This window comes from Acinetobacter sp. YH12043 (assembly GCF_013419915.1).
Classification (GTDB): Bacteria; Pseudomonadota; Gammaproteobacteria; order Pseudomonadales; family Moraxellaceae; genus Acinetobacter.
Window position 1 is genome coordinate 1 of sequence record NZ_VOZD01000034.1, and the last position, 21,272, is coordinate 21,272.

Below are 21,272 nucleotides of genomic sequence, written 5' to 3' on the forward strand. Positions count from 1 at the left end.
CAACATTTAGGAAAAACAGGTTGGACAGTTCAACGTTTACTCAGAATAATTCAAGTGAATTTGTTTGAAAGAAGAACTTTAAAAGCTTTATTTTCACCCGATAAAATACCCATAAAACAAGAGGAAGCTCATTTGAGCTTCCTCTTGTGAAAAATTGTGGGACAGCAATGGACTTCTCCTCCCTTTAAAAAAGGGAGGTCGGGAGGGATTTTTAAATTACCGCCAACACACTTACCGCTACTGGCGCCAATACAGATAAAATAAAACCGCTCACCATGGCATGTGGAATAAAATCATTGCCACAGGCCTGTTTGACCATGGGTAAAGTCACATCCATCGCAGTCGCACCTGCAGCAGAAATTGCTGATCTTGGGTAACGCCAGCCGGCACAATACATCAGTAAAATCGCAAAAATTTCCCGAAACAGGTCATTCATCAGGGCAATACTACCCAGTTCTGCATTTCTCAGTTCTGTGACGACAACACCCGACATGGAATAAAAACCATAACCTTGCGACAGCATAATCAGGTCTTTTAAATGAATATCTGGATTCCAGAAAGAATAGACAATTGCTGCCACGCATGAACCAGCAATACAACCTGCCGGAACCAGCAGGATTTTCCAGTTCAACCATGAGCGATCAAGTGGTGAATAGGCAAGATCCAGTCCAATCAGAAACATAAAGACCAGTAATAAATGCCAGGTGCTGATTTGAATAGAAAGACCCATTTGAGTGGAACTATAATGCAGCAAGTAGCCAGCGGCTAAGGCGAAGAACGCATAACTGATATTGATCAGTGATTTAATCACTAGCTCAGTGGAGACTCGTCCAGAAGAAGGTTGAAAATCTGCCCATTTAAAGAGCAGATAACAACAGCCAAATGCCCCAATAGAGGTGAGAAAAGCAATTGTAATAGAGGTATTTAGAATCTGAGCAGGATGAGGTAATTCCGCTAAAAGTTCAGAAAACTCAAAAGCGATGGCAATCAGTAAGATATAACTAAAATAAGGAAGAACCTTAAAGCAGATTTTTGTGAAGGGAACAGGAAGCCGTTTCGCAAAAACAAAGCCAAGTGCTAAACAGACCAGAAGTTGGGATACTAACCAAAGCGATTGCATAATAAAAAAGTATGATAAATCAGTCTTTATTATGCCATCGCTAGCACTATGTATGTGAAGGGCTTTTAACTGGCTTTATTTAAAAAATAGTAATCTGCCGCATTAAGGGTTTTGATTTTGAGCCAGTATTTCCAGGTATAGGTAGGCCATAAGGCAAAATTTTTCCCACCTTCCTGTTGATACCAGCTGACACAGCCAGATTGCCAGACCGTATTGTCCAGCATATGTTGGACATCCTGATTGAATTTTTCCTGTACCTGATCTTTGACCACAATTGCATCACTATGTGATTGATCCACTAGAGCGATCATTTGTAGGATATAACTTACTTGGGCTTCAATCATGAAAAGCACTGAGTTATGTGCCAGCACAGTATTCGGTCCTAATAGCTGGAACAGATTCGGAAAACCTTTCACACAGATTTCATAATAGCTTTCGGCACCATCTTTCCAGACATCATTTAAGTGAATGCCATTCAAGCCAGTGCAATCAAAATTTTTCAGATAAATTCTAGGATCAGTAATAAATCCGGTACCGTAGATCAGGCAGTCAATCGGACGTTCTTTACCATCTGCTGTAATAATACTGTTTTCGGTCACTTCACGAATGCCTTCAGTCACTAGTTCCACATTTTTACGGTTAAAGGTGGGGAAATATTGATTAGACACCAGAATCCGTTTACAGCCCATGATGTAGCCTGGAGTTAACTTCTTGGCAGTTTCCTTGTCCTTGACCTGATAGCGAATATAAGCTTCTGCGAGTTTCTGAGCATATTTCATGACAGTTGGTTTTACGATAGGCACCACACGCGATTCATTGGACCAGTACAGCCGAATCCGGTGTAATTTGCGGAACCATTCATATTTGGAAAACAGCTTTTTTTCCAGGTCATGATATAAGCGTTCATCCCGTGGAATGACCCAAGCTGCAGTGCGTTGCAAGACATAGAGCTGTTTGCATTCGGGTGCAATTTCAGGGGTATATTGAATTGCACTGCCACCTGTCCCAATCGATGCGACATTTTTCCCTTTAAGATCATAACGATGATCCCAATGAGAAGAATGAAAGATTTTACCCTTAAATTTTTCAATGCCCGCAATATGGGGAATTTGAGGAACATGTAAAGGACCAGAGGCAAATACTACAAACTGGGCTTCCAGAATGCTTTGATCCTGCAGATGGATCTGCCATAAGCATCGGTCTTGCTGGTAATGAACCCCAAGTACTTCGGTATTCAGCCGAGCAAAAGCCCGAAGATTATAATGACTGACTAAATCCTGAATATAGCTAAAAATTTCCGGTGCTTCGGCATAGCGTTTTGACCAGTCAGTTTTGGGAGCAAAGGAAAGGGAATACATATGTAATTGCACATCACAGGCCGCTCCCGGATACTGATTATCGCGCCAAGTTCCACCAAAATTGCTATCTTTTTCTAAAATAATAAAATCATGGATGCCTTGCTGCTGTAAACGTACTGCCATCGCTATCCCGCCAAAACCGGCACCGATAATGGCCACTTTGGTATAAGGATGATTGTGGGTAAGGCTTGTATTGTCCAGTATCTTCGCATTCCTTGCTTATTTTAATAATGGATAATTATCTTGATTTATTAACTGGCTATTAGATATAAAATTGATCTAAACGGCAATAGCCGACTGCTTATTTTTATAGTACAACTAGAGCTATCACATTGTATTTGTATGGTTATGAAACGTTCTGTTCTCAGTCTGATGTATCTGATCCAGGGCATGCGCAAGGCTGGCATAGAGGTCGATCAAAAACTGCAAAATATCGGCTTGCGTGTTGATGCGCTTGATCCGACTTCAATTATTCACCCAAGCGTGGAATATGATGTGCTCAAGGTGGTGGGTCAGGATATCCAGCCAGAACAGGGTTTATTGATCGGCCAGCATTATGCTTTGGCAGGTTATGGGCCTTTGCTGATGTTGCTGGTGACCAGTCCAACCGTACGTGATGCGATGCATCAGGTGATTCGTTTTCAGCAATTGACGCATCTTACCGGTCAGTTGGGAGTGGAGCAAAGTGAGTACCGCAGTGCGCTTTGCTATTATCCCAAGAAAACGGAAGATCATCTGGGAATGCTGGTCGCGCAAGCTGAGATTTCAGGTACTTTCAAGTTCATTCGCGATATTTACAAGATGATGGGTTTGTCCAAGCCTGACTTGCAGATTGAACTGCCTTTCGCCGCACCGGAACAACCTGCTACCCAGAAAATCTATCATGATTATTATGGAACACAGGTACAGTTGGGTGCTGCAAGAGCTGCATTCTGGTTTGATGAGGCCATTTTGGATATCCGGATTCCTTCAGCAGATGCGGAGACCTTTGCAGTCTATGAAGCAAAGTGTCTGGCTGAACTGGAACGTCTGGCGGAAGATGCTGATGTCCCGACTGTGGTACAGCGAGTACAGGATTATCTGGAGCTGCAAACCGGTTTGATGCCGAGTATGGCTGAAACGGCTCAGGCTCTGAATATTCCAGAACGTACTTTACGCCATCAATTACAGCAGTTCGATACCAGTTATAAACAGATTCGCGAAGAGATTATTAAAGATAAAGCTTTGCGACTCATTGAATATAAACAGTATTCGATTGAAATGATTGCAGAGTTATTGGGTTATTCCGAACCGGCTGCTTTTAACCATGCCTTTAAGCGCTGGTTTGGGCAAAGTCCTCGGCAATATATAAAATAGCCTAAGTTAGTTAATGCCAAAGTGTTATAGTGTGCGTTCTAAACTCCGCTATAATTAAACAGATCCTGAATAGTACGAAACCTATGTCCGATTTTAATTCACAGCACAGCACCGCTTTTAGTCCGATCTCTCCTGCAGAACGTTATGCACAGGCTTTGTCTTCAGGACAGTTTATGCCTGATGATGCACAGGCCATGGCAGTACATGAGCTGAATCGTACCTGGCTGGAATTAATTCAGCGCTTTAAAGCGTCTAAGAAAGCCTTTCGCCGTTTCCGCCGTCAGACTTCGCCGAAGGGTGTATACATGTGGGGCGGAGTAGGTCGTGGCAAGACCTGGCTAATGGATCAGTTTTATGAGTCGATTCCATTTCGCCGCAAAACCCGTATGCACTTTCACCATTTTATGCAGCATGTGCATCGTGAGTTAAACAAGCTTTCAGGTCAGCGTAATCCGCTGGATCTCGTAGCGGATCAGATTTATAAAGATGCCGTGGTAATCTGTTTTGATGAATTCTTTGTATCCAACGTCACCGATGCCATGATCCTGAGTGATTTGTTCCAGAAGCTATTTGAACGTGGCATTACGCTGGTGGCGACTTCGAACATTGCACCGGATGGTTTATATAAAAACGGGATTCACCGTGACCGTTTTCTGCCAACCATTGAAATGGTCAAGAAAAACTGTGTCATTCTGAATGTAGATGCTGGTGTGGATTACCGTTTACGTGTCTTAAAGCAGGCGCAATTATTCAAATATCCACTAACGCATGATAATAAAAACTGGTTGGCACATCGCTATACCGCACTGACTCAAACCCAAACCTCTTCTCAAGAACCAATCATCATCAATAACCGCATTGTTGAAACTGTGGCACATACTGAAGATGTGTTGTGGTGTGAGTTCTCTGAACTATGCCTAAAACCGCGTAGTCCGGCTGACTTCATTGAAATTGCGAATATCTACAATATGGTATTGGTCAGCAATGTGCCGCATTTAACCGATTTCCTAAATGATGCCACACGCCGTTTTATTTATCTGGTCGATGAATTTTATGACCGTGGAGTCAAATTACTGCTGACTTCAGAAGATAATATTATTGATCTTTATAAAGGTGAGCGACTGGCTTTCGAAATTGAACGGACCCGTTCACGTTTGCTAGAGATGCAATCAGATGAATATCTGCATTCAGAACATCGCCAGATCGAGAAAATAGCTTCAAGTGAGCCTGAATAAATACAACAAGCGCTGGTCATGACCGGCGCTTTTTTATGCATTCCATTGCGTCAAAGATCGACAAGCTCAGCCAAACATGGCTTAATCTTGATCTAAATATGACCTTGTATAAAAAGAACGGACAACTTTTATTCAAAAATCTGAACTTAAGTCTAATTTCTACATTTCAAAAACTTTATACACTGTCATGAGGGTATTTAGCAGGATGATATTGCATCGTGTGAGACATCATTTAATAAGGATATGAGGGTATTCTTATTGGAAAAATGCTCATTATTTTGCGGTGTGATAGTACTATTCAGCTAGATTTTAATCGGTATACTAGAATCTCTTGTATAAAAAGTAGCAATATCAGGAAAGACAATGACTGCACGTATTCAAAAAGGCAAGTTAGCGATTGCTAAAGAACTTTACGATTTTATCGAAAATGAAGCACTACCAGGTTCTGGTTTGGACAGCGAAACATACTGGAAAAACTTTGAACAAGTCGTTGTTGATCTTAGCCCTAAAAACAAAGCACTTTTGGCTAAGCGTGATGATATTCAAGCTAAAATTGATGAATGGCATCGCAATAACACATTTGAATTACAAGCTTACAAAGCTTTCTTGACTGAAATTGGCTACTTATTACCAGAAGTAGAAGATTTCCAGATCAGCACTGAAAATGTAGACGAAGAGATTGCCCTATTGGCTGGCCCACAGCTGGTAGTTCCAGTACGTAATGCGCGTTACTGCCTGAACGCAGCGAATGCACGCTGGGGTTCTTTATACGACGCTTTATACGGCTTCGACGTGATCTCTGAAGAAGATGGTGCTGAAAAAGGTAAAGGCTATAACCCGAAACGTGGTGAAAAAGTTATCGCATTCGCGAAAAACTTCTTAAATGAAACATTCCCGCTGGCACAAGGTTCACATGCTGATGCAACCAAATATGCAGTTGAAGGTAATGCACTGGTTGTAACGCTGAAAGACGGCTCTACCACAACTGTTGCGGATAGCTCTAAATTCGTTGGTTACAATGGCGAAGCTTCTGCACCGACTGAAATTGTATTGAAAAATAACGGCCTGCATGCGATCATCCAGATTGATGCAAACAGCCCAATTGGCCAAACAGATGCTGCAGGCGTAAAAGACGTTGTGCTTGAAGCAGCTGTAACGACGATTCAGGACTTGGAAGACTCTGTTGCAGCAGTTGATGCTGAAGAAAAAGTAGAAGGCTACCGTAACTGGTTAGGCTTGATGAAAGGTACGCTTGAAGAGTCTATCGAGAAAAATGGCAAGACCATTACCCGTAAACTAAATGCTGACCGTACTTTCAAAAATGTTGAAGGCGGTGAGACCAAGGTTCATGGCCGTTCATTGATGCTGCTTCGTAACGTTGGTCACTTGATGACAAACCCGGCGATCCTTGTAGATGGCGAAGAGATTTACGAAGGCATTATGGATGCATTGGTTACTCCATTGCTTTCTGTAGCTGATATCCGTGGTGAGAACACGATCAAGAACTCACGTACCGGTTCTATGTACATCGTTAAGCCAAAAATGCACGGTCCAGAAGAAGTTGCATTTGCAGTAGAATTGTTTGAGCGTGCTGAACAGGCGCTTGGCTTACCTGCAAAAACCCTGAAAATCGGTATCATGGATGAAGAGCGTCGTACTTCAGTTAACCTGAAAAACTGTATTGCTCAGGCGAAAGACCGTACCATCTTCATTAACACCGGTTTCATGGATCGTACAGGTGATGAAATCCATACCTTCATGGAAGCAGGTCCATTCGTGCGTAAGGGCGAAATCAAAGGCCAAAAATGGTTCCCAGCTTATGAAAACCGCAATGTGATGGTAGGTCTGCAAACAGGTCTACGTGGTAAAGCACAGATTGGTAAAGGCATGTGGCCAAAACCAGACATGCTGTTAGACATGTACAAAACCAAGACTGAACATCCTGAAGCAGGTGCAAGCTGTGCATGGGTTCCATCTCCAACAGGTGCAGTGATTCACGCGATTCACTACCATCAAATTAATGTAGCAAACCGTCAGCAAGAACTTCTTGCAACTGAAGCATTGCCTTTAGATGATTTGTTAACTCCACCTCTTGCAACTGATACTAACTGGTCTGAAGAAGAGAAACTGAAAGAACTTGAAAATAACTGTCAAGGTATCTTGGGTTATGTGGTTCGTTGGGTTGATCTGGGTGTAGGTTGTTCTAAAGTTCCAGACATCAATGATGTGGGCTTGATGGAAGACCGTGCAACTTTACGTATTTCTTCTCAGCACGTTGCAAACTGGTTACGTCACGGGATCGTAACGCGTGAACAGGTTGAAGAAGTAATGCAACGCATGGCGAAAATTGTGGATGAGCAAAATGCGAATGATCCACTGTACAAGCCAATGGCTGCTGACTTTGACAACAGCATTGCATTCCAGGCTGCTTCTGATCTGATCTTCAAAGGTGGTGAACAGCCATCAGGTTATACAGAACCGCTTCTACACGCAGCGCGTTTAAAACTTAAAGGTTATACAGGTGACTAATCCTGTAACTTAAAAAAAAGCCTCTTCGGAGGCTTTTTTTTATTGTTTTTAAATAAGATCTAAGAATAAAAATGTTCTTTTGGACGGTAAACTAACTGATTGAAGCCCTAAAATAGAACAAAGTCAGAGAAGAAAACTTTAATAATAATTATCTGTTAAACATTAGCTTTATATCTGCCAGTCGCTATTCGTATGAACGTTTACAGCTCCTCATGCTGGGTAGCTGTAGAGCTTTGGATCATGACATTTAAGACTCAGTTTAATTCACAATTTTTAATTTCTAAGAATCGTATTTGGGCTGACGTACTGGAAGATTTAAACTGCGATAAAAGAGAATCATGCATCAGTAAGTTCCACTTACTTATAAAGTTAAAGATAAAAGCGTAACAATTCGTCGCTGTCACTTCCATCCTGAAATGGCTCTGCTAAAGTAAAAGCAAATCAATAAATTGCAGGGAAGAACAGCATGGCATATCAACATTTGGATCAGCAGTTTATTGCGGGTCAGTGGCAACCTGGCCGTTCCCAGAAAATGATTCAGAATTTGAATCCTTATACTCAAGATACGATTTTTACTTTGCAGGCTGCCAGTACAGCAGATGTTGATGCGGCTTATGCGGCAGCTGATAAAGCCTTTCAACAGGGTGCTATTAAATCAGTTGAGTTAAGACAGCAAATCCTGCAAAAACTACAACAGGTGATTCAGGCACGCCAAGATGAAATTATTGACTGGTTAATTCTTGAGTCTGGAAGTACCCGTTTTAAAGCGGGTCTGGAAGTTGGCGCTGCTTTATCCATTATTCAGGAAAGTCAGAAATTTCCGGAGCAGATCAAGACTGAACAGCTGGAGAGCAAAGATCCCCAACGTAAAAGTCTGGTACTGCGTAAACCCTTGGGTGTGATTGGTGTCATTAGCCCATGGAATTTTCCATTTCATTTATCCATGCGTTCGGTAGCAACAGCTATTGCCTGTGGAAATAGTGTGGTACTCAAGCCAGCAAGTGATACGCCAGTGACAGGTGGAACCTTATTAGGAAAACTTTTGGAAGAAGCTGGCTTACCTGCAGGTGTGCTCAATGTGGTATCAGGTGCAGGCAGTGAAATTGGTGACTATTTTGTCGAGCATCCGATACCAAAAATGATCTCATTCACGGGTTCTACTGAAGTCGGACAGAATGTAGGAAGTAAAGCCTTAGCCAGCCCTCGAATTAAACGTCTGGCGCTGGAACTGGGCGGAAATGCGCCACTGGTGATTCTGGATGATGCTGATCTTGAGCTGGCAGTAGAACTGACAATCATGGGACGCTTTATGCATCAGGGGCAAATCTGTATGAGCACCAATCGGGTCATTGTTGATGCATCCATCCATGATGCCTATGTGGAAAAGCTTTTAGAGCGAGTGAAAACTGTTGCTGTGGGTGATCCAAATCTGGAAGAGACCATCATTGGGCCGATCATCAATCAGAGTCAGGTCAAAAAACATCAGCAGATTATTCAGAGTGCAAAAGAGCAGGGTGCAGAGCTGGTATATGAAGGGGGTATAGAAGGTAATCTGGTCTATCCACATATCTTTACTGGGGTAGCACCTGAATCTCCACTGGCTCAGGAAGAAAGTTTTGGACCGATTCTGCCAGTACTGAAAGCTCGTGATGAAGCACATGCCTTAAAGCTGGCCAATGATACCCGTTTTGGCTTATCCAGTGCGGTTTGTACTTCGAATATTGAACGTGGTATCAGTTTTACAGAACAGCTGGATATCGGTATGACTCATATCAATGGTATTAGTGTGGCAGATCAGGCTAATGCTCCGTTTGGGGGAGAGAAAAACTCTGGGCTTGGGCGTTTTAATGGACGCTGGATTTTTGAGGAATTCACCCGTACTCACTGGCTGACTGTACCCAGTGAATAATATTAAATGATAGAAACTTATCCATAATCCATACAGGTTTAAGCTTGGCATCAAGCTATAATCAGAACATCAAGTGATCTGTCTGATTAAGCATGTGTGCCAACTTTAAGCCTTTAACTTCACAGCAAATACATGATCTGGGCTTGCCGGAAATTCCCTTTGAATATCCGGAAGAAGTCTATCCGAATTATGCTACCCCCTTGTTATTTCAATCTGATCAAGGTCTGGAATGGCGCTCGGTTAACTTTGGCTTTATTCCCAAATGGGCAGAGGATAAAACGATTGGGACAAAAACCTACAATGCCAGAAATGAAACTTTGCTGCAAAAACCAACCTTTGTAGAAGCGACAGTCAAATGCAAGTTTGGGGTAATTCCCGTCTCGGAATTTTATGAGTCAAAGTATTTTGATAATAAACCACAGCGCTGGGGCGTCAGACGCAAGGATGGAAAAGCGACCTTTATTGCGGCACTCTATGAAATTGCACGGGTGCAGGATGAAATTGTACGTTCGGCCAGTATGATTACGATGGATGCAATAGACCATCCCATGATGAAAGAGTTTCATGAGCCGGGAAATATTAAACGTTCAGTCATTGTGATTCCGCATGAACGTTTACATGAATGGCTGAATCTCACACAACCGGATATTCGCAGCTTTGTACAGGGATTTCCAGTAGAGGAGTTCGAATGTTCACATGTACCAAAAGAAAGAATCAAAAAAGCCAGTCCACAGCTGAACTTTTTTGATTCCTAAAACCTAGAAAGCAATGGCGGATCGTTAATTATTATAAAAGGTGTTATTGATCTCGCCAGCTAAATTCAAAATTGAAAAATACTTAACGAGCCAAATTTTTAAAGATATGGCGTAAGCTTTCCATGGTTTTTTCAATTTGTAATGGGGTTAGCCCTTCAAATGACTGTTCCAGTACAACATTGGTCAGGTCATTAATTTTATGTGTCATTTCCATTCCTTTTTCAGTCAGCGCGACACGGGTAATACGAGCATCGTCTTCACAGGAATAGGTTTCAACCAGACCTTCATCTTTTAAGCGATAAACGATCTTGGTGGTTGTCGACATTTTAGATACGACCATTTCTGACAGGTCAGAAACGCTGGCATGTGGTTTGGCTTTAAGAGCAAGCAAGATACGGCGACGTGAATTATCGACACCATACTTTTTAAGTGCATGATCTACATTTAGGACATATTGGGCATGAACTTGAGTCACCCAGTAGTATGGAAAGTTTTCTAAATTAAAGTCTTCTGCACAAGGTAAAAATTTTGCATATTTTTTAGTCATGAAATGTTCCTTTTATTTATTTTTCTAGGGCACTGACATTTTATGTAAAAGTTTATACATGTTTCAACCTTTATTTTTAAAAATGTTAACGAGATTGCATTTGTTAGATCTTCTTAACACCAAAAAAATCAGGTGATTTACGTGTTGTAGATCAATCGGGGCAAATTGTAACTGTCTTTATCCAGATGAATGGCATTGATATGACATGCAAATCTTAAGACTCCAGATTAAATTTAGAGTCTGAATAAGAACTAGATTGGCAAACCATATGGATAAATGGCCGACCTGCGCATATATTACTTTTGGTGAGTATGCGGAAATACAATTCAAAATCGATGCTGTTTAAATGAATGCTCTGATACATTTTTTAATCTGTAGCACGACGCAGATTCGGATTTCTCAAATCTGATCGAAAGCTAGAGCGAGTACATTTAAGTTGGTCACCCATCTAATAAAACCGTTTTGGATGAGAAACTTATGCATCTTTTTGATCCCACGACTAACTATTTATAACGTGTATGAACTATTTTAATAAAAAATCCATATTTAAAATATGTCTTTAGATAAGTGGATTTAATGGACTTAGTCGGATAGTGGATGATTCAATATTTTATGATGCATGATTAGATATGAATATTAAGAGAAACAGTAATTTATATCTCAGGCTTCTATCAGTTAGATTTAATGCGCTTAGGGTCAAAAAGAAGCCTAAATTTTCTTTAATTTGTAATGAGTTATGTAGAACATAACAGATTCAGGCCAATGATTTGAAAATTAAAAGATTTTAGAATGAGGAGAGGCAAAGCGGTGCAACAGTTTTTCATAAATTTTATTGTTCAAAAATCATAAGTTTATGCATAATAGATACATCTTAAGTCGAAAAGGTTAAATTAAATGGATCCCTCGCCGTGCGTTGATCTTCCATATTCGTTGCTTACATACTCAAACGGGATGGTGTTCTAATGGAATTTTTATTAGATCCCGGAATTTGGGTTGGTTTAATTACTCTTATTATTCTCGAAATCGTTTTAGGTATTGATAACCTAGTCTTTATTGCCATTCTGGCTGAGAAACTTCCCCCTGAACAGCGTGATAAGGCCCGTGTGATTGGTCTATCCTTGGCCTTGCTAATGCGTTTAGGTCTGCTGTTTGCGATCTCCTGGTTAGTCACCTTGACTCAACCGCTTATTCAACTATTTAACTGGACTTTCTCTGGACGGGATTTGATTCTGCTCTTTGGTGGTTTATTCCTGCTTTATAAAGCTGTCACCGAACTTCATGAAAAAATTGAAGGTAAGCCTGAAATACAGGTTACCACCAAGGTGGCATATGCGAGCTTCACCGCAGTCGTGGCCCAGATTGTCATTTTGGATGCCGTATTTTCACTGGACTCGGTGATTACCGCCGTAGGCATGGTCGATAATATCTATGTCATGATGGCGGCGATGATTATCGCGATGGCCGTGATGTTATTGGCGTCTAAACCATTGACTAACTTTGTGAATCGTCATCCTACGGTCGTGATTCTGTGTTTGAGCTTCCTGTTACTGATCGGGATCAGCCTGATGGCAGAAGGTTTTGGTTTCCATATTCCGAAAGGCTACATCTATTCTGGTATTGGTGTTGCAATTGCAGTTGAAGCCTTTAACCAGTTTAGTCAGCGCAATGCTGCGAAACATGAAGCCAAGATTCCGTTGCGTCATCGCACTGCTAACAGTATTCTCCAACTGATGGGCGCTAAGCTTGAAACCACCAGTACTACTCAGCATGAAGCACAGGAAACCTTTGCGGATGAAGAACGCTATATGATTGGCGGGGTATTGACCTTGGCAGAGCGTTCTGTAGCATCGATCATGACCCCACGAAGTCAGATTTCCTGGGTCGATCTGGAGGATAGTCCGGAACAAATCCGTGAAAAAATCCTGTCTGTACCCCACAGCCTGTTTCCGGTTTGTCGGGGCAGTCTGGATAAGGTGATTACCATCGTTCGTGCCAAAGAGCTGTTAGATGTACTGGATGAACCGGAAGAGTTAAAAGCTTTGATCAAGCGTCATCGCCCTATCTATATCTTTGAAAGAATGAAGGTGATTGACGCGATTAATACCTTACGTACCTCAAAAGGCTCTCTGGTGCTGGTAAGCGATGAATTTGGTCATGTACAAGGTCTGATTTCACCGCTAGATGTGTTTGAGGCAATTGCCGGTGAATTCCCGGATGCCGATGAGCAGCTGGATCTGGTCAAAGTTGATGATACACACTGGATTGCATCTGGTATGCTGGATTTGTACCAGTTAGAACTTGAGCTCGGTATGCTGGATCTGATTGATGAAGATGCAGGCTATATCAGTGTTGCCGGTCTGATTCTGGATAAAACCAATAGTGTGGTCGAGGTAGGTACTGAACTGAACTACCAAGGTATTCAATTCAAGGTAATGGAAATCGAAAATAACCGGATTAAGTCGGTGAGTATCCATTATCAGGGTTAATCGCCTGTCTTGATTATTTTTTGAGTCAGTTGCTTAAGGGCAACTGACTTTTTTATTGAATATTCTTTATGACTTAGATATTAATGCTCACCTAAGCTTATTCTTCAGGCTAAATGGAGTATTGAATATTTTGAAAGCCAAGAATGAGTAATAGGTTTTACTGGTTTAGAAGTAAGAAATCTTAATGAAGTATCAAATTCCAGACATGCTTTATTTAGAATTATTAAACAAATTTAAATAAAGTTTAAAAATAAGTGTGAATTTGACTAAGTGGTAAAATATATATTTCACGTAATTTTGAAAGATATTAGATAAATTCGAGATACAAAAGCTCATCCAAAACTTACACAATACTCAGCTTGAGCGCTTGAAAAATTATTTTTGCCAGATTAGGGCTGACTTTAATTATCTAAAAAATAAGTTGAATAGTGTAATAGGGTGTTCCATGTGTTCATTATAAAACACCCGACTGATGCTTAGTCTGCCAAAATCCGAAAGTCTGCATATTGACGGATCGCTTCTATGTTCAATTGATGGATCTCATCGATAAATGCAGCATTAAAATGACCTAAGGTCGGTGCTTTGGCAAAAGCCAATTGACCGGCAATTGCAAAATGTACATGAGCAGAGAGTGCTGCGATCGCAGGAGAACTTACTGCACTATACGCTGCAATCAGTGCGCCTAGGGCACATCCAGTTGCTGTGACGCGCGGCTGTAAATATGAGCCGCCTAAAACCTGAATCACCGGATAATCTCTGGAAATGATGTAATCAGACTCACCTGAAATAGCAATACATTCACATTGTTCCAGTAAGGACTGCGCCTGTAGATAAACTTCCGAGCTATCGACAGTGCTATTGACGCCTTTGGACTCAATATTTTTCCCTGCCAAGGCACCAATTTCTGAAGCATTTCCCCGTAAAATTGTGGGTTGATAGGTCATGAGCTGATCCACAACACCTGAACGCCAATGCAGTACATTTCCATAACCAACAGGATCTAGTACCCATGACTTTTGGATACTGTGTGCTGTTTTAGCAGCGATCTGCATCGCCTCGACCTGTTCGGTAGTCGGCGTTCCCAAATTTAAACTGAGTGCTCCAGCAATTTTGACAAAGCTCTCTGCTTCAAAAGGATTATCAATCATAGCGGGCGAAGCATTCGCAGCCAGCAAGATATTGGCCACATAATTGCTGGCCACCGCATTGGTCATCACATGCACCAAGGGTTGCTGCTCTTGAAGCAATGACCAGGCTTCACAGATCTGATCGAAAAGAGTATTTTGTAATTGTTGCACGGAAGTATTCATCATCCTGATCTTTCAAATATGAATAGAGCTGCTAAATGCTTAGCGGGTAAAATAATGGTCTTGATGTTTGCAGTTACGGCATAACAGGCTGACATAATCGCTGGCATCATATTCAACAGTAAGCTCTTGTGAGCCGCAATGCATACAGCGTTTTTGTGAATAAAATTTCAGGCGTGGTTCAATCTTTTGCCATGAACGCCAGACCGGCTGGAAGAAAATATTTTCATCATAACCCAGGAAGCGGAAAAACAGGATGCTGCTCATCTTGCTCAAAGGCAATTGCGGTGGACGAGGCAGGATAGAGGTTTCCCATTTTTCATTCACTGAACGTTCCCGATATTGCTGTAGGGTCTTTTTCAGTAAATTGGTATTAATGAAATTTTCATTTCGTGGTTTTAAAGCTTTCTGCTGATACAGATATTCGAGGGCCGATTGCACCAGATAATAAATCTGTCCCACAGCCAAAACATCGAGCAGGCGATAGCAGAAAGCCTGAAAACTTTGATTGCCCGCAATCTGGATACCCCAGCTACGGCAATAGAACTGAGCGAATTGAATGACTTCCTGATACAGCAGACAATACAGTGCATCTTTGACTTCATCCGCACTTTTAAAAGGTACGCCTTTGCTCAGATTTTCATAGAACCAGTAACGCAATTGCTGGGTAATACTAAACAGGCTTGGCTCAGAATAGCCATCCAGACGTACATTAATATAGTACTGCTGATTCTCTTGTTGAATATCTCTAGGAACTAGAATCTGGTCTTTCAGCAGATTTTTGACCAACCCATGCTGATACAGGTAATTCGGGCTGATGGAATAATATTTAATGGCATGCCAGTCAATATATTCCTGATGCTGGCTATGTTCCTGAACCTGTTCATCCAGAATCGAGAGCAGAAACAGTTTATTAATAAAGCTGAGCTGATTGAGCTCATATTCATGCCGATCCTGTTTTTTATGAAATTTCCGGTTTTCCTGTAAACGGACTTCTTTCAGCATACGTTTACGCTGAGCCAGACACTGATCGCAATAACAGTTATGTTTCTGGTCGGTATAGAGCTGATGCTGGCAGTGGCTGCATTCATGATAAGTAATGTCCTGATCATACTGTTCTGCCTCGATCCAGTACATGGAGGCCTTACATAACGGGCACTGCGTACTTTCATCAAGCTGTTTTTGCAGAACGTTGAATACCATGATTGCGCACAACTCCAGAATAAAGAGAAACTGCGATTATACACAGCTCATCAAAGTCACGCGTCATTTGAGAATATTTTTAATGCAGCAGATTTTCAGGAGAAGAGAGCCTTTAAACGAACAGAGCTACCGAAGTAGCCCTGTATTCAAGAAAACTGGATCATCGTTTTTAAACAGGGCATGGTAATGTTTCGTCTTCCTCTCCCTGATGTTTCGCTTGAATCAACGCCTGCACTTTTTTGGATGGAACCTTTTTGGCACCAAGTGCATCATAAGTATTCAGAATCGCACTGACCTCATGCGCCTGTAGCTGAACGCCTTCAGAACTCATGAACAGGGCAATAACTTTATGATCAATATTGGCCTTATCCAGAACCTGAAGTGTTTTAAGATTTTCAATCCGTACCACATGCTGTTTTAAATACATAGCTCACCTCAATTTCTTTGTTGTCGTTATTCTTGGATTTTTGCGCTTGGAGAAAACACACTTAGACTGTAGCAAAAACTATGCTCATTTTTTAATCAATATTTCGGAATTGCTATTAATCATAAATTATATATTTTTAAATCAAGCACATAAGAAAATGTAAAAAAATATGATATTAGCCGAAAACTTGGCATATATCTTTCTTTGAATCCTGCCATTGCTGTTGGGTGATGCAAAATGCATTCAAACTGGTGCATGTCATTTGTGCATTTAAAATGAAATTTGGAACGCAGATTAACCAGAACTTAATCTTTTAGAAGTCAGGTTTTGCAGCGCCCAGCATCTAAATTAGATATAAGGTTGTCCTGAACCCAGGCAGTAATTTTTCATATTGGAATAATACTTTGCATGTGCAGGAATCATGCATAGAGGAATCATACAGTGCAGATGAAAGCTTTTTTTATTTTATCTTTAAGTTGTTTTAGAGATGGGGATTTTAGATATCGGGCAAATATAAGGCGATTATCGTATATTTTGATGTAGCTCAATTGAAAAGATCAGTAATTATTCCCATATACAATACAAATGAAACGCACAGACAGGTTCAAGATCAAGGCGTATGATCAATGCATTGACAATCTTTTGCCTTAGAAGCTGTGCAATAAAGGATCAGGACATTATATGAATATCGCGGCGAATCCGGTGATCGAAGCAGATCAAACCATTTATTTAAAAGACTATCAAAAACCTTCTTTTGTTGTAGATTCAATCGACCTGAATATTCAAGTCTATGACGATCATACGCTGGTCAGCAGCAAACTGGAGATGCAGCGCCAAACAGCAGGTGATCTGGTATTGCTTGGTCGTGACCTGGAACTGCAATCGATCCAGTTAAATGGTCAGCCACTAAATGCATCAGATTATATTTTGGATGCTGAGCAACTGGTGATTAGCAATGCTCCAGATCAGGCGACTATTGAAACAGTGGTCAAGATTCATCCAGAAAGCAATACCATGCTGGAAGGTCTGTATCAGGCCAGTTCAGATTTATTCGTGACTCAAAATGAGCCGGAAGGTTTCCGTAAAATCACGTTCTATCCAGACCGCCCAGATGTATTGTCTGTATTTACTACTCGTGTTGAAGCCGACAAAAAGTATCCGGTTCTACTGGCTAACGGTAACCTGATCGAAACCGGCGAAGTGGATGAAAACCGTCACTATGCACTTTGGCAAGATCCAACCAAAAAGCCGAGCTATTTATTTGCCTGCGTAATCGGTGATCTGGCAGTGATGAAAGACCGCTATACCACATCAGAAGGTCGTGATGTGGCACTGGAAATCTATGCTGAAGAAAAAGACATTCCAAAATGCAAAATCGCGATGGAAGCGTTGAAACATTCCATGCGTTGGGATGAAGAGCATTATGGTCTGCCATACGACCTTGATAATTATATGATCGTAGCAACCAGCGCATTTAACATGGGTGCGATGGAAAACAAAGGTCTGAATATCTTCAATACCTCATGTGTATTGGCTGATGAAGAATATACAACTGATGCTGCCATCATGCGTGTGCAATCAGTGATTGCCCATGAATATTTCCATAACTGGACGGGTAACCGGATTACTTGCCGTGACTGGTTCCAGCTGTGTCTGAAAGAAGGTTTGACCGTATTCCGTGATCAGTCTTTCTCGGAAGATCTACAGTCTGCTGCCGTACAGCGTATTGATGATGTTGCAGTCCTGAAAGCGCATCAGTTCCCGGAAGATTCTGGCCCTTTATCGCATCCACCGCGTCCGGATCATTTTGTAGAAATTAATAACTTCTATACGGCGACCGTGTATGAAAAAGGTGCAGAAATTAACCGTATGATGGCGACTTTGCTCGGTAAAGAAAAATTCCGTCAAGGTACAGATGAGTATTTCCGCCGTCATGATGGTCAGGCCGTAACGGTTGAAGACTGGGTGGCTGCCTTGACTGCCGGTTCAGGGGTAGATTTATCGAACTTCCTGACTTGGTATAACCAGCCAGGTACACCGAAACTGGTCGCAAAAGGTGAGTATGATGCAGATGCACAAACTTATCGTCTTAGCTTTAAGCAAAGCCTGAAAGCTCATCCGAAATATCCGAATCTGAAAGCTGTTCCGATTCCAGTGGCTTTGGCCTTGTTTGATGCGGCTACAGGCGAGCAGCTGAGCCTGAACTCTGATGCCTTATTTGAAAATGGCGTCAAAGATGGGGTATATCTGTTTGATCAAGATGAAGCGACCATCGAGTTTAGCGGTATAACCAGCAAGCCGATTGTTTCTTTACTGCGTAACTTCTCTGCACCCGTTGATCTTCATTTTGATTACTCTGAACAAGAACTGGCGTTCCTGTTGCAATATGAAACCAATGGTTTTAACCAGTGGCAAGCGACCCAGACTTTATTAGAACGCATTCTGCTGGATGATCAACCTTCTGAAATCTATATCGAGGCAATGCTGAATACCTTACCTGATCTGATTCAAAAAGATCCGCTATTGGCTTCACGCTTATTTGATGTACCGGCAGAAGGTTACCTGGGTAGCCGGATTGATACAGACTACAATCCGGCCATGATCCAAGAAAAACGTGATGCCTTGCTGCATAAATTGGCACGTGCTTTTGGAGCAACAGCTAAAGAAATCTATCTGGGTCTGGATCCTGAATTGCAGTCAGATTTCTCTCAGGCGATGGGTGTGCGTGCACTGAAAAATATCATGCTAATGCTGATTGCACGTCAAGGTGATGAAAGTGCATTTGAACTGGCAGGGCAGCAATACCAAAACACAGGCAATATGTCTGAACGTTTGGGTGCCTTGCGTGTTCTGGTATGGAATGATGCGCCTCAAGCCAAAGCATTCCTGGATGATTTCTATAACCGCTTTAAAGATGAAGCACTGGCACTGGATCAATGGTTCATGCTGCAAGCAGCTCATCCAAAAGCGACTGCAGAAACAATTAAAGCACTCACTGAGCATGCGGATTATGACTTGAAAGTGCCAAACCGTATCCGTGCGGTGAGTGGCGGTTTGAATGCCAATCCGGTCAATACCTGGAGCTTTGGTGTGCAGCATTATATCGAGCTGGCGAAATATCTGGATCAGAAAAACCCGATTGTCGGTTCACGTCTACTTCAGGTGCTTTCACGCTGGTATACCCTGATTGAACCACAACGCAGTGAAGTCAAAGCACAACTTGAAGCTTTAAAACCACAGGTGAAATCGAAAAATGTCTCAGAGACATTGAACAGCATGTTAAGCGTATAAGATCGTTATGTAAAAAGCCGGATCAACTGATCCGGCTTTTTATTATTGACTTATTTTAAATGGTGAATTTAAGCGCATTTAAAATACTATAATGTGAAATCAGTCACATAAAAGGTTTACAGTAAGAGGCTAGACAGGAAAGTAAAACTATACTTTTCTATTAAACATGAAGAAATCTTCAAATTAATATACTAGAGGTCTTATTCAAGATGTTAGTGAAAATCGAAGATGGTTTTTATTTAAATACTCGGCATATTATTGCGGTTCATGTCAGCAGAAATGCTGCGACTGGTCTGTTTGAAATCTCCCTTCAATATACACCGCATTCTATTCAGCAAGCTGGAGAATACAAAAAAGTATTTAATAGCCAGCTGGATGCTGAACTCTTCCTGAACGAACTGAATCAAAAAGTTCGCTAAAAAAAGCCTGCATCGCAGGCTTTTTTGTTGTCTGGGTTACGTTAAGGTCTCACAATCAATACCGGAATCTCGGACTGGGAAAGGACATTCTGTGCCACGCTGCCCAGCATCAGTTTTTGCAGACCTTTACGGCCATGTGATCCCATGATAATCAGATCGGTCGGAACTTCCTGCGCTGCCTGAAGAATTCCTTCAGAAGGTGCCATACCATGAATGATCTTGGTCGTGACTTGTGTACCATCATGCACAAAATTTGCCTTGATCTCATTTAAAAGATCCAGTGCATGTTGTTCTGCCTGCATGAAATAGTCAGTGACTGCGGGAGCAACCTTATAAAAGTCCACGCCTTTAAATGGGTCTACAGCAATAATACTGACCAATGTCACCTTACTATTAAAAGCTTTGGCCAGCTCACGGGCATGTTCAGCTGCAGCATAGGACATCGAGGATTCATCGAGTGCGACAAGAATATGTTCATAGTTTTGCATGGTGCTTCCTCATTTTTAGAATATGCAGTGAAATGATCATTTAGAAAATGGAGGTTTACTGTAGAAGGGTTTAGACAGAAATATGGCCTGAAAAAATTGCGCACCTTGAAGATGCGCAAATCAGATTATTTTTTAACGATTAACACCGGAATTTGACTGGCGCCAAGAACATCCTGTGCAAAGCTGCCCAGAATCATTTTCTGGAAGCCTTTACGGCCGTGTGAACCCATGACGATTAGATCAGCCTGGGTTTCCTCTGCAGTCTCAGCAATATGTTCGGCATTCACCAGGCCAGTCACAATGCGGGAATCTGCTTCTATACCTTCACTGCCTGCAATTGCAGTGGCTTCTTTTAGGGCATTTTTTGCATTGGCATGAGCCTGAGCAAAATACTCTTTCATAATCGTTGAACTGTAGTAGAAGTCAGCTTCAGTAAAAGGGTCTTCTGCAATCAGGCTAATCAGGGAAAGTTTACTGCCAAATGCCTTGGCAATTTTGGCTGCATGTCGAACTGCAGAAAAGGAAATATCTGAACCGTCTACTGGGACTAAAATATGTTGGTAAGCCATGATTTTTCTCCGCATGTTGTGTGTTTTTTACGCTCTGATTTATTGATAGCACAATGCACCCATGGGTGCAATTGCAAAAAGCTGAAAAATGGCAAAAAATCTTTAAATTACAGGTATTTTTACATAAATGCAGAGATTTGATGAAAGAAAAAACAGAGCAAAAAACTAGGGATTCAGGTTTTATTGATCAAAAATAACAGGATAAATGACGCTGTTTTTCTGGGGATGGTTTAAACTGCCTGGGCTTATTTTTGGGCTGATCGAGGGGGAAGG

17 protein-coding genes and 1 pseudogene are annotated in these 21,272 nt (G+C 41.6%); 10 read left to right on the forward strand and 8 right to left on the reverse strand.

Annotated features, from left to right (window positions below):
- Positions 1–150: pseudogene (locus FTU01_RS13880) on the forward strand (IS4 family transposase); the annotation flags it as partial.
- A gap of 61 nt (positions 151–211) precedes the next feature.
- Here FTU01_RS13880 and FTU01_RS13885 read toward each other — a convergent pair.
- Both FTU01_RS13885 and FTU01_RS13890 read right to left on the reverse strand, forming a co-directional pair.
- A complete protein-coding gene (locus FTU01_RS13885) occupies positions 212–1,120 on the reverse strand; it encodes a lysine exporter LysO family protein (RefSeq protein ID WP_180139640.1) in 909 nt (302 codons plus the stop codon).
- Between the two features lie 65 nt (positions 1,121–1,185).
- On the reverse strand, positions 1,186–2,682 hold the full coding sequence (locus FTU01_RS13890) for an NAD(P)/FAD-dependent oxidoreductase (RefSeq protein ID WP_180139672.1): 1,497 nt from the start codon (positions 2,680–2,682) through the stop codon (positions 1,186–1,188).
- A gap of 144 nt (positions 2,683–2,826) precedes the next feature.
- On the opposite strand from FTU01_RS13890, the gene FTU01_RS13895 reads away from it, so the two are divergent.
- The 5 genes from FTU01_RS13895 to FTU01_RS13915 all read left to right on the forward strand — a co-directional run bounded on the left by FTU01_RS13895 (position 2,827) and on the right by FTU01_RS13915 (position 10,262).
- Positions 2,827–3,834 carry an AraC family transcriptional regulator gene (locus FTU01_RS13895; protein WP_104426984.1) on the forward strand — a complete coding sequence of 336 codons (1,008 nt, stop codon included), beginning with the start codon at positions 2,827–2,829 and terminating at the stop codon, positions 3,832–3,834.
- An 83-nt stretch (positions 3,835–3,917) separates the two neighbouring features.
- A complete protein-coding gene (zapE, locus tag FTU01_RS13900; protein ID WP_180139643.1) occupies positions 3,918–5,069 on the forward strand; it encodes a cell division protein ZapE in 1,152 nt (383 codons plus the stop codon).
- A gap of 363 nt (positions 5,070–5,432) precedes the next feature.
- Positions 5,433–7,598 carry a malate synthase G gene (locus FTU01_RS13905; RefSeq protein ID WP_034702314.1) on the forward strand — a complete coding sequence of 722 codons (2,166 nt, stop codon included), beginning with the start codon at positions 5,433–5,435 and terminating at the stop codon, positions 7,596–7,598.
- Between the two features lie 466 nt (positions 7,599–8,064).
- Positions 8,065–9,507: an aldehyde dehydrogenase family protein gene (locus FTU01_RS13910; RefSeq protein WP_180139646.1), complete on the forward strand. Its 1,443-nt coding sequence runs from the start codon at positions 8,065–8,067 to the stop codon at positions 9,505–9,507.
- A gap of 92 nt (positions 9,508–9,599) precedes the next feature.
- Positions 9,600–10,262, forward strand: coding sequence for an SOS response-associated peptidase family protein (locus FTU01_RS13915; RefSeq protein WP_180033503.1), 663 nt, complete (start codon positions 9,600–9,602; stop codon positions 10,260–10,262).
- An 82-nt stretch (positions 10,263–10,344) separates the two neighbouring features.
- Here the strand turns inward: FTU01_RS13915 and FTU01_RS13920 are convergent, their stop codons facing one another.
- Positions 10,345–10,809, reverse strand: a complete 465-nt coding sequence (locus tag FTU01_RS13920; protein WP_004783963.1) for a MarR family winged helix-turn-helix transcriptional regulator — start codon at positions 10,807–10,809, stop codon at positions 10,345–10,347.
- 962 nt (positions 10,810–11,771) lie between these two features.
- Here FTU01_RS13920 and FTU01_RS13925 point away from each other — a divergent pair.
- Positions 11,772–13,295 carry a TerC family protein gene (locus FTU01_RS13925; protein ID WP_180139649.1) on the forward strand — a complete coding sequence of 508 codons (1,524 nt, stop codon included), beginning with the start codon at positions 11,772–11,774 and terminating at the stop codon, positions 13,293–13,295.
- 476 nt (positions 13,296–13,771) lie between these two features.
- Here FTU01_RS13925 and thiM read toward each other — a convergent pair whose 3' ends face one another.
- The 3 genes from thiM to FTU01_RS13940 all read right to left on the reverse strand — a co-directional run bounded on the left by thiM (position 13,772) and on the right by FTU01_RS13940 (position 16,232).
- Positions 13,772–14,605, reverse strand: coding sequence for a hydroxyethylthiazole kinase (gene thiM, locus FTU01_RS13930; RefSeq protein WP_180139652.1), 834 nt, complete (start codon positions 14,603–14,605; stop codon positions 13,772–13,774).
- A 39-nt stretch (positions 14,606–14,644) separates the two neighbouring features.
- On the reverse strand, positions 14,645–15,805 hold the full coding sequence (locus FTU01_RS13935; RefSeq protein ID WP_179992448.1) for a hypothetical protein: 1,161 nt from the start codon (positions 15,803–15,805) through the stop codon (positions 14,645–14,647).
- 169 nt (positions 15,806–15,974) lie between these two features.
- Positions 15,975–16,232, reverse strand: a complete 258-nt coding sequence (locus FTU01_RS13940; protein ID WP_180139655.1) for a hypothetical protein — start codon at positions 16,230–16,232, stop codon at positions 15,975–15,977.
- Positions 16,233–16,913: 681 nt separating this feature from the next.
- Between FTU01_RS13940 and pepN the strand changes: the two genes are divergently transcribed.
- Positions 16,914–19,523 carry an aminopeptidase N gene (gene pepN / locus FTU01_RS13945; RefSeq protein WP_180139658.1) on the forward strand — a complete coding sequence of 870 codons (2,610 nt, stop codon included), beginning with the start codon at positions 16,914–16,916 and terminating at the stop codon, positions 19,521–19,523.
- Between the two features lie 209 nt (positions 19,524–19,732).
- Positions 19,733–19,942 carry a hypothetical protein gene (locus tag FTU01_RS13950; RefSeq protein ID WP_004783945.1) on the forward strand — a complete coding sequence of 70 codons (210 nt, stop codon included), beginning with the start codon at positions 19,733–19,735 and terminating at the stop codon, positions 19,940–19,942.
- A gap of 41 nt (positions 19,943–19,983) precedes the next feature.
- Here the strand turns inward: FTU01_RS13950 and FTU01_RS13955 are convergent, their stop codons facing one another.
- Both FTU01_RS13955 and FTU01_RS13960 read right to left on the reverse strand, forming a co-directional pair.
- Positions 19,984–20,430 (reverse strand): universal stress protein, encoded by a 447-nt coding sequence (locus tag FTU01_RS13955; RefSeq protein WP_104425970.1) that lies wholly within the window; start codon positions 20,428–20,430, stop codon positions 19,984–19,986.
- 125 nt (positions 20,431–20,555) lie between these two features.
- Positions 20,556–20,999: a universal stress protein gene (locus tag FTU01_RS13960; RefSeq protein ID WP_125279008.1), complete on the reverse strand. Its 444-nt coding sequence runs from the start codon at positions 20,997–20,999 to the stop codon at positions 20,556–20,558.
- 53 nt (positions 21,000–21,052) lie between these two features.
- On the opposite strand from FTU01_RS13960, the gene FTU01_RS13965 reads away from it, so the two are divergent.
- Positions 21,053–21,196 (forward strand): hypothetical protein, encoded by a 144-nt coding sequence (locus FTU01_RS13965; RefSeq protein WP_180139661.1) that lies wholly within the window; start codon positions 21,053–21,055, stop codon positions 21,194–21,196.
- Positions 21,197–21,272 lie beyond the last annotated feature (76 nt).